Consider the following 17661-nt stretch of genomic DNA (forward strand, 5'->3'; position numbering starts at 1 on the left):
CTTTTAGTCGATGTCCATTTATTATTAATGAATATGCGTACGAAGAGGATTGGAGGCTGAATCATCATCATGAACTTTGCCAAACGAATGGATCATTTCAATGAAGGAATTTTCACCCGGTTGCTGGAGATCAAACGCCGCAGACTGGAAAACGGGCAGCCCGTTATTGATCTCAGTGTGGGTACGCCGAATATCCCACCTGCGCAGCATATTATAACTGCACTATGCGAGGCCGCAGCTGATCCGGCTAATTATATATATGCTGTGAATGATCAGAGTGAGTTGCTGCAAGCCACAAGCGATTGGTACAAGCAGCGCTATCAGGTCGAGTTAGACCCGGCAACACAGATCTGTTCCTTGCTCGGTTCACAGGAAGGGCTGGCACATATATCCCTCTCCATTGTCGATGAAGGTGATGTGGTGCTAGTCCCCGACCCCTGCTATCCCGTCTTCGCGGATGGACCGTTACTGGCAGGTGCAGAACTGTATTATATGCCGCAAAAAGAAGAAAACGGGTATGTTATTCAGCTTCAGGATATACCGGAAGATATCGCTCATCGAGCGAAATTCATGCTGGTCTCCTATCCCAACAATCCAACAACCGCGATGGCACCGGATCAGTTCTATCTTGACCTGATTGCCTTTGCGAAGAAGTATGATATTATCGTGCTCCACGATAACGCGTACAGTGAACTCGTATTTGACGGAAAGTCATGTGGAAGCTTCCTTGCGTTTCCTGGTGCCATGGACGTCGGTGTGGAATTCAACTCCCTATCAAAAACGTACGGACTGGCCGGAGCTCGAATTGGCTTCTGTGTGGGCAATACAACCATGGTCTCCATGCTGAAAAAGCTAAAATCCAATATGGATTACGGGATGTTCCTACCGATCCAAAAAGCAGCAATTGCCGCCATTACTGGAGGTCAATCCGAGGTTGAACGGGTCAGAGCAATCTATGAACAGCGCAGGGACATCCTGTGCGAAGGCTTCAGTAGACTCGGATGGAAAATAACGAAGCCCGAAGCGACCATGTTTATCTGGACACGGATTCCCGCTCATTATGAGAGTTCTGAACACTTCACCATGGACTTGGTCAGCCGGGCAGGCGTCATCGCAACACCCGGAAGTGCCTTTGGCCCTTCGGGTGAAGGATATATCAGACTGGCACTGGTGCAGGATAATGAGAACCTTCTCCGAGCAGTGGCTTCTGTTGAGGACAGCGGCATTCTCAGAAACATGTAGGATTAGCCAATAACGCGAGCTGCGACGGATTGAATCCGGAGCAGGCTCGCGTTTTTTGGGGTTGTTATAATCAGGTATCATTCAATTACTGGCCTTTCATTTTAAAGCCATCCATCGCTGTGTGAACGCATGACCCAAATGGATGAAGCCCTGCCGCGAATGGCGGTAAAACGTGGCGCGGCTCATATGTAAAGCTTCGGCCAACTCGGACTTGCGATAATTTTTATGCAGATAACTTTCCCTAAGTATGCGCTGCTCCAGATTAGTAAGCGGATAGGTCGGTGGATCAGCATGAAGGATGCTTACGACCAACTCCCGTGCCCTCACTCCTTCGCACCCCATTGCCTGTAAAGGAACCATCTCCTCAAGTACCTTATCATCATATATATGGTGAAGCATCAGTCTGACCTCATCCCGGGACAAGATACGGGGGGCTTCCTGCGGGATGCAGCCTGCAGTCCGAATGTTCTGCCTTAGAATACGCTGAACCCAGACCTCAAAGGTTGCCTGCCTGAAATCCAGTTCCCATACATGCATATCCTCCCTGGCATATGGCTGAGAGGGCATCGTCGACTCCTCAAATCCCAAATGAGGGAGTAACATGTTTAGTTGTCTGTCCGCAGTGGGAATGATTGCACGCAGACCGCTCATTGCATCAATTAGCCAGGATTGAAACAGCATGCCGCCCAGTTCCTCAGGCCGATAAGAAGACTGTCCCACGTCTACCGCAGCTAACAGGATACATATGGTATCAGCCGCTTCAGGAGAGCATCCGCGTGCCGAGTTGACCGGGTCACCTAGCATTTTTCTAATATCAGGAGAATATTGCTCCAATATGGATAACGTTTGGTCATGCAACCAAAGTCCGGCACAGAAAGCCAAAGGTACCCTGTCCGGATTCCGAATGACACGTATCCCCGCCGGCGCATAATTAGCAATATCATCTAATAATGAAGAATACTGTCCGTTCTCGATAAGCTCCGATTGCCAATCCGAACGTGCCAGCGATTCGGCAAGAAAACGCTGCAAGTAAGGAAGATCTCCAGGTTCAAAAGACATCTGCTGTTCCACTTCCCGTTGACGTATCCCTGTGAAATCCGTATATGCATGGGTCGAGGGCAATTGATCACGGTACAACTCCAATATGTGGGCCGCAATCTGCATTTGCAACAGTTTGTTCAATGAAGGATACCGCTCCATAAGCAGCTCCAGTACCCTGGAACGCATCATTTGATAATGGCTGGGGTCGCGCCTTTCATAATCCTCCCTTAACATCCGGGATACCAACTGATGCAGAGAAAGGCCTCCGGCTCCAGTGTGCACACAGGATAAAGTACTCAGTGCCGTGTAATCCAATGCATTCAGAGGATGACTCAACAACTGGTTCAGCATCGTCTGATCCGCTGCCGGGAACAGCGACAGCATCTGCAAAGCCTCATACATATAAGGAGAGGTTGCTTCCTTGAGTAACTCTGCACTCAATATGCCGGGTATCTGTTGTGCGTAGTCCTCTCGCTCCCTTCCCTGACGTCGCAGCATATCCACTGTTAACGCCAGCAACAGCGGGTGTCCATCTGTTTTGTGTACGATATCCTGCTGTACGAGGGGTGGCAAACCGCTTGACTGCACATATTCGTGAACCTCTTTGCGAGTGAAAAGCTCCAAAGCAAAAGAATGAATCTGATTGCCCCATACAAGATTCGTATGCCACTGAATGGGCAGACCTGTCCGAGAAGCCACAATAAGCAAGAATTCGCTTGTGCTTGTTACTAGCATGGGAAGCAGGCTGGATAACAGCCAGCTATCGATCCGATCTATTGTTTCACAGTTATCAATAATCACGACAGTCCGTTGACGGGTAAGCTCTTCAACAACATGTGCAAGAAGTGGTGTATCTGCGACACGTGTTCGACCATACTCCGTTTCCAGACTCATCTCCAGATGAGACAGAAAAGCGCGCGGCGTCTGCAGGCAGAACTGTCCGTCCATCCACAAGGTAACCGTTGAACATCGTCTGGCCTCTGCCGCCATCTCCGTGAGGAGTGTCGTCTTGCCAATCCCTCCAATTCCCGAAATTGAAAATATTTGTGAATTGACATTAGGTGAAGCAAGCCAATTGGATAATACCTCCAATTGCTGAGTCAAACCGACAATACATGGCGTAGGGGAATTTGGTTCCACGGATCTAAGATTCATGCTGCACACTACTTTCCATTCAAATTTGAAACAAAAACGAGACAACGCATTTCTTATAATATACTATACTATTTCTTGACAGGCATAGACTGTTTCGGTTCCTCACATGCTTATCCATTCAACAATAATTTCATTACTGCAAACCAAAGGGGAAGTGAAGTGTAAATGAAGAAACGTTTATCCATGATGAAAGTACTGCTTGTACTCATCATGATCGCGGGACAAATGGGAGAGTACAGCTCTGTGAATGCAGAAGGAGAACCTGACGGGCCAAATGCCATTCCTCCGGTTGAGAACGGCTGGATCCAGGTATCTACCAAAGAACAGCTTATGTATATTAACCAAAATCAGGAGCTTTATCTGACAGAGAACATCCGCCTGACTGCGGATATCGACTTGACGGGAATAGACTGGATTCCATTTGGCGGCAATGACTACGTACCGTTCAGTGGAACATTTGATGGACAGGGGCATTGGATCACTGGCTTGGAGATAAACAACGACACACGATTGTCCAATGGTTTTTTTGGTCAAGCCAACGGCCGCATTCAATATATTAACCTGAGGGCAGATATTAAAGGTGGCTCCAATACAGGCGCACTTGTCGGCTTTCAATCCGGGGGGAGCATTGATCATGTCTATACGGAAGGAACTGTACGAAGCGGGCACATCTACAAAAGTGTCACTCCTACAGGGGGCATCGTAGGATTACTGAGCAATGCACGTCTGTCTCACTCTTCCTCCGCTGCTTTCGTTACAGTAGGCGAATCTGACAATTTGCATGGTGGTGGACTTATAGGTTCCCAGGCAATGGGGAGCATAAGCGATTCTTACTTTACCGGTAATCTAGCTAACGAGCCTGTCAAGGACCATCCTACCTCCCATATATATGCTGGAGGAATTGTAGGTTATCAGTTAAGCAGCACAGATGAATACAATATCCTCAAAAATACATATTCAACTGGCGCGATCTCCACACTGAATCCGAGAAGCTACTCCAGTTGGGGGGCGATCGGTGGATATGTCTACAAAACAAATATAACGGATACATACTACGATACGATGACATCGGGTATGACTGTCGGAGCAAGCGATCCTTATCAAAGCACAATTGAGATCTATGGGAAAACAACAACAGAAATGAAGCAGCAGGCTACTTATACTGGATGGGATTTTACAGATACCTGGAACATTCATCCTGCAATCAACAATGGCTATCCTTATCTGCGCCCTGCCATATTAACAACCGCGCTGCCTCAGGCGGTTCAGAATGAATCCTACTCCATGGACCTGGCAGGTTATGATGGAGCGCGCTCAGGACTTACCTGGACAGCCTCCGGACTTCCCCAAGGATTAAGCTTGAGCCCTTCTGGTGAGCTGGGCGGTACACCGACACAATCCGGCACGTACTCTGTAAACCTCTCGCTGCTGGATGGAGGCTCCGCCACAACTGAACGTATTCTGCAACTTGTCGTTGTTACGAAGACTCCAGGCATTGCGGATGCGTCGGTTCAGCCCGGACTAGAGGTGGGCGCAACGAGCATTACAGCAGCGCAGACGCAAACGGGGCATTCCTTTGCCTACATCTTGGATCGCACGGACATCAATCCTCCATGGGTTGGGGATATACTACCTGAGGGTGCGGTAACCTATATTTCAGGTGACGATATTCCTGGTACAAGTCCAGGGCAGGCTGTAGACCTCTTTGAAGTGACAGAAGATGAAAATACAGGGAAATATCTCATTCAGGCGTGGCAGCACTTCACCCTGGAACAAAAGCACATTCGTCAGTTCGTTCCGGTTAACGGTCTTCATCTGGAGCCATCTCAACTGGACCTGACCTCTGGTGGGCCCTCGGCTAAACTGACAGCAATCATTGATCCAGAAGACACTACAAACAAGACCATTCACTGGAGCTCCAGTAATGAGGCTGTCGCCACCGTGGATATGCATGGGGAAGTCCAGCCTGTGACTGCAGGTACAGCCATTATTACGGTTACATCTGAAGATGGCTCCCATACAGCAACGGCAACCATCACTGTATTTCCCCAAGCTGGAACAGTTACCGGGTCTGTATATGACACAGAAATGACTCCACTGGAGGAAGTCTCCGTTTCTGTGGAAAGCATCGGTGTATTTACAGACAGCCAGGGGCATTTTACACTGGAACAGATCCCTGTAGGAGCCCGAACACTTGTTGTACGCGCCAAAGGCTATAATACAACTGAACGAAGCGTCGAAGTACTGGCAGAGCAGGCCGTGGATATGGGCATGATTACATTAAAGCCCCTTGCTACCCCGCAGCCAGAGCCGCACCCATCACCGGGTACAACTCCAGCACCTTCACCAGCTTCAGGATCGGAATCGTTCTCAGGGTTCCCAAATGTTTTGCCACCGGCCGAAGATCCAGCTACACTCAAGCTTGAAATTAACGGTCTGGACATCAAATCAACAGCCTCAACAGAGATAGCTCCTGACGGTCAGACTGTAATCCGACTCAAACCTGATACAGCTTCTCTCATGCAAGCCTTCAGTGGTGCAGAATTGGGAATACTAATCCGCATTAATCTGGATTCTCCTGTCGTATTCCTGGATCTGCCGGGTAAGTCGTTACAGAGTATTCAAAAGCCATCGGAAACCAGTGTAACTTTCGAGGTCAATGGAACGAGTTATGAACTGCCCCTGAACACTTTACCCCCACTGACTGACAACATGACTGTTACCATGGGTATTGGAAAAGTCTCTCCTAGCACCATCAGCACTCTGAATGCTACGGTGGCGAAGCAAGGCTATGAACTCATCGGCACTCCTATGAAATTTACCTTATATATCGACGGGAAGCAGACAGAACATGCTAATCACAAATATAGCAAACGAATCCTTCCACTCCCTGCACAGGTTGATCCCGCCACATCAACGGCCGTTTGGATCGATGCAGAAGATCAGATGCATTTTGTTCCTTCCCTGTTCACCATGGACGCCCGGTTGACACAAGCTATCATTTTCACTCCCCAGAACAGCATGTTTGCAGTTGTCTCTGCGAATCATGCGTTTGCGGACATGAAAGATCACTGGGGACGAACCGACGTCGAAATGCTTGCGAACAAATTCATTGTCCAGGGGGTAAGCCATAATACCTTTGCGCCAAAGAAAGAGATTTCACGTGCCGAATTCGCTGCATTGCTAGTCCGTTCCTTGGGATTGCCTGAGCACCAGCCAACATCCAATTTTGACGATATCACTTCAGATCAATGGTATGCTGGAGCCGTAGGGACTGCACAGGCTGCTGGCTTACTCAACGGTTACGGTGATGGCTCATTTAGACCGGATGCAGCCATTACCCGTGAACAAATGGCCTCTGTCCTCGTCCGTACATTGAAGTTTGCAGGAATGATGCCTCAGCCGAACACGGATGTACTGGATATGTTAGCGGATAGAACTACTCTCTCCCCGTGGGCTTCCAGCCCTGTATCCATTTTGCTGGAAGAAGGTTTGATGAAAGGTACACAAACCAACATGTTTTCTCCTAAGGAACTGGTTACTCGGGCTCAGAGTGCGGCAGTATTGAGCCGAATGCTGCAATATATGAAATTTATCAACAGCCCGCAGTAGCTGAAGTCCTGACATATTATCTAAGCACAGTTCGTTCAGAAAAGCCCGCTGCATGCATCATGCATGAGCGGGCTTCTTTTCACTGCAATTTCTACATTGTGTCTTTAAATTCCTTTACTTCATCGACTTGCGCCAGTTGGAACGATACATGAGATACAGGAAGTACGGTGTACCGATGATCGCAATGAGTATGCCTGATGGAATCTCTGTCGGTGCCATGACGGTTCTGCCGATTGTATCGGCGAGCACCAGCATGACTGCACCCGCTAATGCGGATAAAAACATCGAACGTCTTAACTTATTCCCCGTCAGTAACCGAACCATATGTGGTGCAATCAGCCCGATAAAACCAACGGTTCCTACACAAGCAACCGCACCTGCTGCAAGTAATACACCAACTGTCATGGCTAATAATCGTGTACGACGTACTCCGAGACCAAGCCCGGATGCACTATTGTCGTCAAATACCAGTAGTTCGAATCTGCGTGCCAGCCACCAAGCCACCGGTACCAGAATAACTAAAAATAATCCGATAACCCTCACCTGTTCCCAGGTACGAGCATAGGTGCTTCCTGTCAGCCAGATATATCCGCTGCTACCGTATACCGCACCACGGACAATCAGAATCTGAATACCTGCTCCAGCAATGGCAGACATCGCGATCCCTAGCAACACAACCGCCGAAGGGTTCAGTCCTTTCTTCCAGGCGAGGGAGAACACCACCACTGCAGCAATGGCTGCACCGATGATTGCCGCAATTGGCAGCAAGTATATCGGAAGACCCGGCCATAAGATGATGACCATCATCGCTCCAAGCCCTGCACCTGAGGACACACCAACAATTGAAGCATCTGCCAGCGGGTTACGTACCGCCATCTGAATGAGCACACCGCTAATTGCCAGTGCAGCTCCTGCACCTGCGGCAACAAGAGTACGCGGAATCCGAAGCTGAATCAGCGCGGAGAACAGTCCATCCGATTGGAATAGACTCGGCAACCAATCGGCCAGCGGAATTCGCATACCGCCAAACATCGTACTGAGCAAGATAAGCACGACGGTTATGACAGAAAATAATACAGCCATCGGGCCAAATGCAAAGCGACGTGCAGCTCCTCCTGTGCTCATTGAAGTTGACATGCCTGATCCGTTTGCAGCCTTCATGCGTGTAAGAACAAGCCAGATGAGCCACGGTGCACCAATGATCGCCATAACCGCACCTGTTGGCAGCTCCATGCTGGAGTTATGCACCATCTTGGCGAGGACATCTGCTCCAACCAGGAGCGCTGCGCCCCATATGAACACACCGGGTAAAAGTAATCGGTTAGAACGTACACCACTCAATCGAACCAGATGTGGTGCGACCAGTCCCACGAAGCCAATCGGCCCAATTACACTGACAATCACAGCAGCCAGCAATACAGCAAGAATTAACCCTACTGCACGAGCCAATGTAACCTTTTGTCCCAAGGAAGAAGCCGTTGATTCATCCAACTCCAGCATATCCCACTGTCTGGACAGGATTAACGCGAGAAGGGTAATACCAACCACCCAAGGCAAAGCATAAAACACACCACTCCAGTCATTCTGGACAAGTGTTCCGGAGCCCCAAAGGAACAACCCTTGAGTCTCCATGGAGAAAAAAATATGTAATGCACTTGTAAATGAACCAAGCACCATCGATACAATCATACCGGACAATGCAAGTCGAACCGGGCTTGATGTTCGTCCGCCGCCCATGAAATAAGCCGCAAATGCTGCCAGCAAACCACCTAGTGCTGCGAAAAGAAAAGGCGACTGACTTAACACGCCTGGAAAAGCGATAGCTCCCAGAACCACCACAAAGTATGCGCCTGCATTAATGCCCAGCGTATCTGAAGCAGCCAATGGATTACGAGTAATCGTTTGCAGCAAAGCGCCCGCAACAGCCAGTGCGCCACCCGCAAGAATACCAATCATTGTACGCGGCATGCGCAAGTCCCAGACCATATTGTGCTCTAATGAATCCTGTCTGCCTGTAAGAGCGTCCCAAACGACATGCAAAGGAATGGAAGCTTCTCCATAACACAGACTTACAAAAAAAAGCACGATGAGAGCGGTTAGACCGCCCCCATATATGCTTATTGTGCGCCAATTCATAGCTGGCTTAGATCCTTGAACCGAACTCATTTGGTAATCGCCTCGACTACCCCATCAACCAATACTTTGGAGGAGATCGGTCCACCAAATGTCCATGTTGTGCTATCGAGTTGATATGTGCGTTTTTCCTTCACAAAGTTCAGTCCGTTCCATACCGAGTTATCTTTCATGGCTGTGCCAAAGACGTCATCGTCTGGTTGTGTAATATAAATGAAGTTACTGTCCTTCACATCAGTTAAGGATTCAATGCCTACTGTAGAGAAGCCATAGTTTTCAACTTTGTCCGGCTGCCAATCGTTAACCAGTCCGATTTTGTCCAAGGTACCAATCACAACCGAGTTATCGGTAAACATACGCAGGCTGACTGCATTTTGATATGTGAACGCTTGTGTCAGTGCAAAGTTGAAGTTTTCTTTCCCCGCAGCAGCCAGTTTTTCTTTGGCTTCTACATAGTGCTGATCGAGATTACTCAGAACTTCTTTTGCTTTGTCTTCTTTACCGAGAGCTGTTGCAATGTTATTAAAGATCTCTGTCATCTTGTCATAATCATAGCCGTCACCATCATACGGATCATATTCAATCGTTGGGGCAATCGCATTAAGCTGATCGTAAACCGCCGTGTTATTATCTGCATTAGCAATGATGAGATCTGGCTTCAATGCAGCAATAGCTTCCAGATTTGGTTCACTGCGTGTTCCGATATCCGTTACACTGTCATCCAGTGCTGCTTCGGATGTTACCCACACTTTATAGTTAGCGTTATCTGCGTTACCTACTGGTTGAACACCCAGGGCAACGACATCTTCCGTATATGTCCATTCAAGCGTAACGACACGTTCTGCTGGCTTGTCCAGCTTAAGCTCTCCACGTTTATGCTTCACGGTAACAGGACCTGCTGTCTCTTCAGCCGGAGCACTACCGGAGTCACTACCTTGACTTGTATCTGTTGTAGTCGCGGTTTTACCACAACCCGCCAAAACCAGCACAAAGGCCAGCATAATCAACAGTCCATTCAACCCTTTTTTCATATCTCTTTTCTCCCCTGTTAATATGTATTTATATGATAACAATTATCATTATCACTATTGGATTATGCCGTAGGAATGTATTTTTGTCAATGGAAAGTACCTTATTCCCATTCTTTTATCAAATAAAAAAGGAAAGGATAGCTCAAATGCCATCCTTCCCTTCTGTTGATTGCTGTTAACTCAACTGCATCGTAGTGATGCATGTATTATCATTTTCATATGTAGACAATTGCGTTTCTGCAACCTTTCCATCTCCAACAATACGAATCAGATAGGTTCTGTCTCTAGGCACCCAAAAATCCATAAATCCGTTTGCACCAGACTTCATCACTTCATCTTTCATAAAAGTGTTGCCTTGAGAATCGTGAATGGTAACACTGAATTCCTTATTACTCATTTCTCCCTGACAACCGGTCAAGCTATGAATTGCACAGGGATGGGTCTGGTCCACATAGGGTGCAATGGAAAGGAAAAACTCATTCTCAGGCAAATCATATGTAGTCGTATGTTTATCTTGATCTGTGACGATTAACTGTTTGGCATTAATGGAGGCAGATTCCGGTGTCTCTTTTCTTGTGCTGATATCTTCCACCAATTTTTTGATGTTAGGCCCATTGGCTGTACCTGCCTCTTCCTTGCCCGTATTGCTTGCAAACAGGTAGGTTCCGATTACAATCACAACTGCAACACTTGCAATGACCATCATTTGTTTTTTCATCTGGAGTCCATCTCCTCGTCCGTTTTCATTAAGTATAATGGAGAACAAACTATCATGGACTTATACAGCAAGAAATTCACCAGATATTCACATATATGGTTGGCTCAATTCGGGATAAGTATATATGGAATATCTAGTTGATAAGTCTTAACGCTCATTGCGTGAGCGACAATTAATGTGCCATAATCCGGTCTGCCATTTCCTCGGCTTGCAGCACCGCAGACAACGGGTCGGAGAGGAAATATCTATTCCAGTCAAGGCTAATAACACGGCAGTGATCTGTCTCGATGGACTTCTGCCATGGTTTGCCTGAAGCTTGATCAAGCCCACGTCTTGGACCATTATCGTGGATTCAGGGTCGTTCTCTAGGCTCACCACCGGTTAGATCAAAACATGGAGCAAGCGCTAACAAATCTGAGACGTCTGATTCAACGATTTGAAGCGTCTGCAGAAATCGGAGGAACCTGAGACACTCTATATCCGATTAACAAGCCGTTTTCAGTGTTTTTATTGGGGAATTTTGGTATATAACATGTCTGATGTTGCTTACAATTTAAACAGAGGACATGAAGGCATAATAAGATGTCCTGAGTTCCTTAGAAAATCATCTATCCAGTCGCCAAAATCGGCAGTCTGGGGATTTAAGACTCTTTATCCAGCTCAAAAAAGATTACACAAAAAACAGCGCCCACCAGAACGATTCAGGTGGCGCTGTATTATTTGGTTTGAATATGTCGCTATTTTCAATATGCATAAGCCAAAATACTATATCTAATCACACAAATAAGTGTTCATATCTCAAAATCTTGATACTACTGACAAAAGTCTTACGAGAATCCTTGCTCACCTGCAAAACGGGGATGGACATCAGCACAAGACAACTCCTCATTAGAAAATCGAATCCAGACATAATCATCATATAACACACCATGTGTTTGTTTTACGATCTCCGAAGCTACATAATCATTCAGATCTAAAGATTGCAAAATTTTATCGGCATGGTGTCTGGTACGAGGGAAGCATCTGGATTCAAAGTAATCCAGTACATCCCCAACGGTTACCTTAGACTTGCTTGGAAAAGGGAGAAAAACAGGAGATACATTGTGATCTTGCCATACATCAACCGTTTGATTACTATAATCCAACTTCACTTTGGCAATCACCTGGTCATGCTCCAAGACCTCAAATTCAAGAGGAGAAGATATAAATTTGTTTATTTTTTTCATTTGCTACCTCCCATAGTGATCTTTCATATTTCTTTGTTACGATTATATCATTTCTTCAACTTGTATTTCATTTCCTTACTTCATCATTCTATTGAAAAAAGCCCGAACAATTTCGAGGAAATCTCGAACTTGTTCGGGCTCTTCAGATTGCCTTCCATTCACGCAAACCTATCTACGTATTGGAGAGAGCTTTGTTTTTTTCATAAAACCGGGCATTGTGAGAAGATACACCCGCCATATCGGAAGCAGCAGGTTCCAGATAGGTCTTGGCACTGTTGACTGCGAGCACCGCATCGTTAAAAGCACCTGCGATCAGTCGAACTTTGCTGCCATAAGTGATGAAGTCCCCTGCTCCAAATACGCCGGGAATACTGGTGCGCATCCGTTCATCCACCGATATGCCGTAATCTTCCCGCGCCAGTCCCCATTGCACAAGGTTACCAAAATCACGATCATACCCATGGCTTACGACAACTTCATCCACTTCAACATGTGTGATCTCACCAGTTTCTACATGGGCCAGCTCAACACGATCGATTTTGTCACCTGTACCGTATAAGCGTGAGATGCTAAATGGCGTCATGACGCTCGCTTGAGCTTTCATCTGAGCAACTGGCGACTCGTGTCCGGTAAATGCATGACGTCTGTGTGCCACCGTAACTTCACTTGCGATCTTGCCCATTTCATTCGCCCAGTCAACTGCGGAATCACCGCCACCCGAGATCAGAACACGCTTCCCGGCAAATCGGGATAGATCAGTTACGGTATAGTGCAGGTTCGTCAGCTCATACCGATTGGCACCCTCGACATCCAGCTTTTGCACCTGAGTCATGCCTCTGCCCGCACATAACAGGATGGTACGTGTGTAATGACGCTCGCCTGTTTTGGAAATGAGTACAAATACACCATCCTCACGTCGTTCAAGCTCGGCTATTTCCTGCCCAAATACAATCGTTGGATCGAACGTTCTCGCTTGTCTCTCCAGCGATTCAATCAGCTTCTCACAGCGAATCGGATCAACCCCGCCTACATCCCAGATCAGCTTCTCCGGGTACGTACGCATGAATCCACCCAGCTCCTGTTTGGCTTCAATGATTTTGGTACACATGGCTCTCATGCCACTATAAAAGGAGGCGTACATTCCAGCAGGTCCCCCACCAACGATGGTAATATCATAAATATCCAATTGTGTCTCCGTTGTCATTTAAGGCACCAACTTTTCAACAACATAGTCCATCAATTTTACAGAACCAATCGGACCCACACCAGATACGAATTGGCTTGTCTTCAACGGGAAGACATGATCATTCTTCACAGCCTCCAGATTCGACCACACTTGGCTTGCTTTCAGATCTTCCATAGATTTCTTCGTGTCATAACCTACGAGGGTTCTGTCTTCCAGGAAAATATAATCCGGATTCATCTCAGGCAAGAATTCCAGGGAGAACTGGCTAAACCAATCTGTAGAGTCTTTAATAGCTTCAGGACTATTCAAACCCAGGATATCATAGAAGAAAACACTGCTGCTTCCTCCTTTGGGACCCATGAAACGGTATCGATTGTGCTCAACCCGGAGAACCAATACGGTCTTGTCTCCCAGTGCTGCCGCAATTTTCTCTTTTGCTTTTGAGGCTTTCTCATCGAATTCAGCCAGTACTTTGGCAGATTCTTCGGTCTTGTCAAATATGGCAGCCAGCTTTGGCATAGCACGTTTCATTTCACTGTTGGCATCCAGTGCCACCGTAGGAGCGATTTTGGACAATTCATCATATACGCCCTGTTCCATACCTTCGCCAGCTGCAAGGATCATATCCGGTGACAACGCAAGTAACTGCTCATAGTTATATTGATATTGCTCGACTTCAATGATCTGGACCCCGTGTTCTTTCAAATAATCAGGGCGGTATTCCGCTTCAACTTCTGGAGTTAACAAAACGATTTGGGGTGTAACACCCATTTCAATCAGGTATTCGGCATAGATCGAATCAAACACAACCAGATTTTGAGGATGGGTTGGAATCGTTACTTCTCCAAACTGATCCTGCACCACCTTAGTCCCACTTTCATTGGCGGTTTCTTCTGTTGTACTCGCTGCTCCTTCAGTTTGAGCACCTGCTGTTCCAGCTGTAGCCTTCTCTTCAGTAGCTCCACCGGAACATGCCGCCAGCATCATACTGATCACCAACAGCATAATGCACAACCCTTTAAAACTTCGTAACATGATATACTTCGCCCCTTATATATGTTGATAATGATAATTATTATCAAATAGTATCAAATAAGAAGTGTTGCTTCCATAGCATATCGTGCGTATTCAGTTGGATTATTGTGCTCTAGTGCTCTAGTGCTCTGCTTTTCCATTTACATATTTCACAATTTCGTTCAGGATCAATGAGTGCCCTATAATCCCGCGACCTTCTACCCACAGACGGGTATCTATATCGAACACCTGATGGCTCTGGACTGCCTTTAATTCTTTCCACACACTGCTGCCCAATAGATTCCTCTTACTATTTTCCACATTAAAATGCAACATGACGCGCCTCTCCACAAACAAGTAATCCGGATTAGCCTGCATCAGCAAGTCAAGGGAACAAGGATTGAACCATGCTTTACCATCGATCAGTGCGTCTGGAAGAGACAATCCAAGCTGTCTATACAGCAATCGGGATGCTCCGCCAGACTGGCCCCCCAAATATCGATACCCGAATGGTTCCACTCGCAATACCATGAAGGTTGCACCAGATTCAATCACACTTTGCAACTGCTGACGTGCAGTCTCCACTTCGTTTGTCATCCGGAGTTGAAGCTGTCTCCCCTCTTCTTGCTTGTGAAACCAGATTGAATATTCGTTTAGCACACTTCCGATTTCCATATTCATTCCCCCGATCCATGGCGCAATTGTGCGTAACTGCTGCCTGTATTCGTCAGACCACACGTTGCCAATCAGGAGCTCAGGTTGCATGTGCCGAATCGCCTCGACATCCATTTCATAGGGTGAAGCCTGCAGCATCTGTACCTGATGCGCTTGAAACAGCTCATATTGGTGCTCGGGCAACAGCAAAGGGGTTACAATCACCGCCTCTGGGATGATTCCCAAATGAATTAAGACTTCAGCAAAAAGCGGGGAAAGGCACACTATCCTGCGATTTGGCAGCGTCTGTGCATATTCTCTTGGGGATACGCCTGTCAGTTGCTTGAAACGACGACTGAAATAATGTGCATCTTCAAATCCTAGTTTTTTGGCAATAACCTGTGAAGTGGCTGACGTTAGCACCAGCTCTTCCTGTGCGCGATAGATTCGGTAATAGGCCAGAAAATCGAGGGGCGGCTTTCCATAATATTCACTAAACTTGCGGGAATAATGCCACGGGCTCATACCTGAAATCTGGGCTAACTGCTTGCGTGTGATCACCTGATCATGATGCTGCTGCATGTAATGAACGGATCGACGCAGGCTCTCTTCTGTCGTATGCATCTTGTCCGGCTGAGCTTGGTACAGGTGGTCCAACAACTCATGAATCAGATGTTGTCTGCGAACCCATACTGCATGTGGATTCTGAGACACTTCTCCGCTTACCTGCTGGCTAAGGCTGCCTAAGCTTCCACCCGTCAGTTGTACCTTCTGGTATCCAGTACCGTGAGGAACATGCCAATAATGCTTCACGATCTCTCGTTGGTTCTGAGGCATTGTGTACGTATGGAACTGAATATGCCACCCTGCCAGATCCTGAAGCCCTCCCTCCATTACTTCAATAACCACATTTTCTTCTAAAGCAATAAGCTGTCCATAAGAAACTTCGACTGGATGCCCATTTAGTTTCCAGATGGCTTTTCCATCCATAAGGAGGATAAAGGAGGGACTCGAAAAATAATGCACTTTGCCCGCAGTCATCCATGCCGGGGTTAAAGGTTCGGTTGATGCCCACTGCGCCACCCATGCTGCATTGTTCGTCATAAGATTAATCCTTTCCATACGCTATGTAAGATTGTAATTTCTTTCATTTGAATTTCTATCATTGTACCATTTAGCATTCTTTTCATAAGATTTGGACTATCGAAAGCCAAAAAAGAAGCAAGCGTATCACACATGTGTGGTCGGCTTGCTCCTTCTCATGGTCTGTTTTGTTCCTCAGCAGGAAACAGAATGCTTGCGGAAAAGGGGGATTATTTCGCGGCAGTGGTGTTCACTCGCAATTGTTCATTCAATTTCAGCACATTTTCAAATTTCGAAATGCGGCTGCCATTCTTGGATCCGTATATGCCTGGGTACATAGGTATCATGGACATGCTCACCTCCTTTCCTGATCACCCGTTGAATTTTGCGGAATCGAACGTTTTTATTTTCAGATAAGCCAGAAGGGTATCCAGTTCAGCCGTATAGACATGCTCTGTTCTTCCGTTTCGCACCTGAACATCCGTCCGTTTGGAGAACTTGCTGTAAAGCCTGTTAATATAACGGTTCTCTGCAACGGCATGGAACTGCAGCGTTTGAATATCACGGTTCTCCTCACAGATCCATAACACCACATCCCGAAGCCCTGCAAAAAACACTCTGCTGCTGCGATATTTTTCAGCCAATATGGCAGAATCAATGAATGCCGTGTTCCTGTCTTCCGTATAACGATACTGAATGAACGCGCTCAACTGCCCCTGCTCATCGTCGAATAAAAGCAAATGTGCTTTCTGTACCGTACTAATCAGATGGAGCAATGCATCATGCAGCATATATTGCTCATCGAACTCATCACTGTTTGTCAGATAAAACCGCGCAAAACGGGCATAATCCTCGTCTTTTAACGTATCGTGTGCCTTAAGTTGCAGCATCAAGACGACTCCACCTTTCCATGTTGCTCCTTCATCCTTAAGTCTCGCTCAAAAGAAGTGAGGTATGAACGAAGCTGCGCAAGCTTCACAACGTAAGCATTCAGTTCACCTTCTTCACGGATTGTACTTGTAACTTGCTGCGCAATTTTGGAGAATAACCTGTGGTTGGCTTCTTCACTGAGAGCCCAGAACCGAATTTCCTGCACAGGTTCCTCATCCTCATATTCATCCAAGTGTTGCACCAGGAGCTGAAGACCCTCGATAAAAATCCTGCTTCGGCGGTGCTCATGCACAATGAAAGCCACCTGAAGCTGAATCACATGCCGATCCTCATAATCATGCTCTCCCGTGCCATGAATATATCCAAACGCACCTGCTACCTCATCCTCATCATCAAAACATAACATCGCCCCCCCACCCATAAGCAGTGGACTGGATATATAGCTGAGTGTCGTCGGAAAGGAATAGGGCAGATTTAATTCATTATAATGAGCCAGCAGAAAGTCCATATATCTATGCTGGTACATATAGGTTGAACATTTAGCAAAATAGTGACTCATAAGTATGTCCCTTTCTATTACCGGGCCTTTATCCCTACAGGTGATGTGGTCTATTGTACTCACGTTAGTTTAAGTTTTGTTTAAGTCCGGGAAATTTCGCCAAAAATCTTCTTTCT

The 17661-nt window shown here is 46.8% G+C and carries 13 protein-coding genes; 2 read left to right on the top strand and 11 right to left on the bottom strand.

Annotation, left to right across the window (positions count from 1 at the left end; translation table 11 throughout):
• Positions 1 to 69: 69 nt before the first annotated feature.
• On the top strand, positions 70 to 1242 hold the full coding sequence (locus tag MKY66_RS21780) for an aminotransferase class I/II-fold pyridoxal phosphate-dependent enzyme (protein WP_076214107.1): 1173 nt from the start codon (positions 70 to 72) through the stop codon (positions 1240 to 1242).
• A gap of 96 nt (positions 1243 to 1338) precedes the next feature.
• On the opposite strand, the gene MKY66_RS21785 is transcribed toward MKY66_RS21780, so the two are convergent.
• A complete protein-coding gene (locus tag MKY66_RS21785; protein WP_339805887.1) occupies positions 1339 to 3423 on the bottom strand; it encodes an NB-ARC domain-containing protein in 2085 nt (694 codons plus the stop codon).
• A 180-nt stretch (positions 3424 to 3603) separates the two neighbouring features.
• On the opposite strand from MKY66_RS21785, the gene MKY66_RS21790 reads away from it, so the two are divergent.
• Positions 3604 to 7050, top strand: coding sequence for an S-layer homology domain-containing protein (locus MKY66_RS21790; protein ID WP_076214101.1), 3447 nt, complete (start codon positions 3604 to 3606; stop codon positions 7048 to 7050).
• 114 nt (positions 7051 to 7164) lie between these two features.
• Here MKY66_RS21790 and MKY66_RS21795 read toward each other — a convergent pair whose 3' ends face one another.
• The 10 genes from MKY66_RS21795 to MKY66_RS21840 all read right to left on the bottom strand — a co-directional run bounded on the left by MKY66_RS21795 (position 7165) and on the right by MKY66_RS21840 (position 17545).
• Entirely contained in the window at positions 7165 to 9216 is a 2052-nt protein-coding gene (locus tag MKY66_RS21795) for an iron ABC transporter permease (RefSeq protein WP_076214098.1), read from the bottom strand.
• Entirely contained in the window at positions 9213 to 10214 is a 1002-nt protein-coding gene (locus tag MKY66_RS21800) for an iron-siderophore ABC transporter substrate-binding protein (protein WP_076214095.1), read from the bottom strand. Before MKY66_RS21800 ends, MKY66_RS21795 begins: the two co-directional genes overlap by 4 nt.
• A gap of 175 nt (positions 10215 to 10389) precedes the next feature.
• Positions 10390 to 10932, bottom strand: coding sequence for a CueP family metal-binding protein (locus MKY66_RS21805; RefSeq protein ID WP_076214092.1), 543 nt, complete (start codon positions 10930 to 10932; stop codon positions 10390 to 10392).
• A gap of 827 nt (positions 10933 to 11759) precedes the next feature.
• The gene (locus MKY66_RS21810) at positions 11760 to 12158 is read right to left on the bottom strand and encodes a hypothetical protein (RefSeq protein ID WP_076214089.1); all 399 of its coding nucleotides are present in this window, start codon (positions 12156 to 12158) and stop codon (positions 11760 to 11762) included.
• A gap of 172 nt (positions 12159 to 12330) precedes the next feature.
• Complete coding sequence (locus MKY66_RS21815) at positions 12331 to 13362, bottom strand: NAD(P)/FAD-dependent oxidoreductase (protein WP_076214086.1); 1032 nt, start codon at positions 13360 to 13362, stop codon at positions 12331 to 12333.
• Positions 13363 to 14379: an ABC transporter substrate-binding protein gene (locus tag MKY66_RS21820; protein WP_076214083.1), complete on the bottom strand. Its 1017-nt coding sequence runs from the start codon at positions 14377 to 14379 to the stop codon at positions 13363 to 13365. It abuts the gene before it with no gap.
• 120 nt (positions 14380 to 14499) lie between these two features.
• A complete protein-coding gene (locus tag MKY66_RS21825; RefSeq protein ID WP_076214080.1) occupies positions 14500 to 16116 on the bottom strand; it encodes a helix-turn-helix domain-containing protein in 1617 nt (538 codons plus the stop codon).
• A 209-nt stretch (positions 16117 to 16325) separates the two neighbouring features.
• The gene (locus MKY66_RS21830) at positions 16326 to 16448 is read right to left on the bottom strand and encodes a hypothetical protein (protein ID WP_256704295.1); all 123 of its coding nucleotides are present in this window, start codon (positions 16446 to 16448) and stop codon (positions 16326 to 16328) included.
• Positions 16449 to 16466: 18 nt separating this feature from the next.
• Positions 16467 to 16988: a hypothetical protein gene (locus MKY66_RS21835; protein WP_143760358.1), complete on the bottom strand. Its 522-nt coding sequence runs from the start codon at positions 16986 to 16988 to the stop codon at positions 16467 to 16469.
• Entirely contained in the window at positions 16985 to 17545 is a 561-nt protein-coding gene (locus MKY66_RS21840; protein ID WP_076214075.1) for a hypothetical protein, read from the bottom strand. Before MKY66_RS21840 ends, MKY66_RS21835 begins: the two co-directional genes overlap by 4 nt.
• Between the last annotated feature and the right edge of the window lie 116 nt (positions 17546 to 17661).

This window comes from Paenibacillus sp. FSL R5-0766 (assembly GCF_037971845.1).
In the GTDB taxonomy this organism is placed as follows: Bacteria; Bacillota; Bacilli; order Paenibacillales; family Paenibacillaceae; genus Paenibacillus.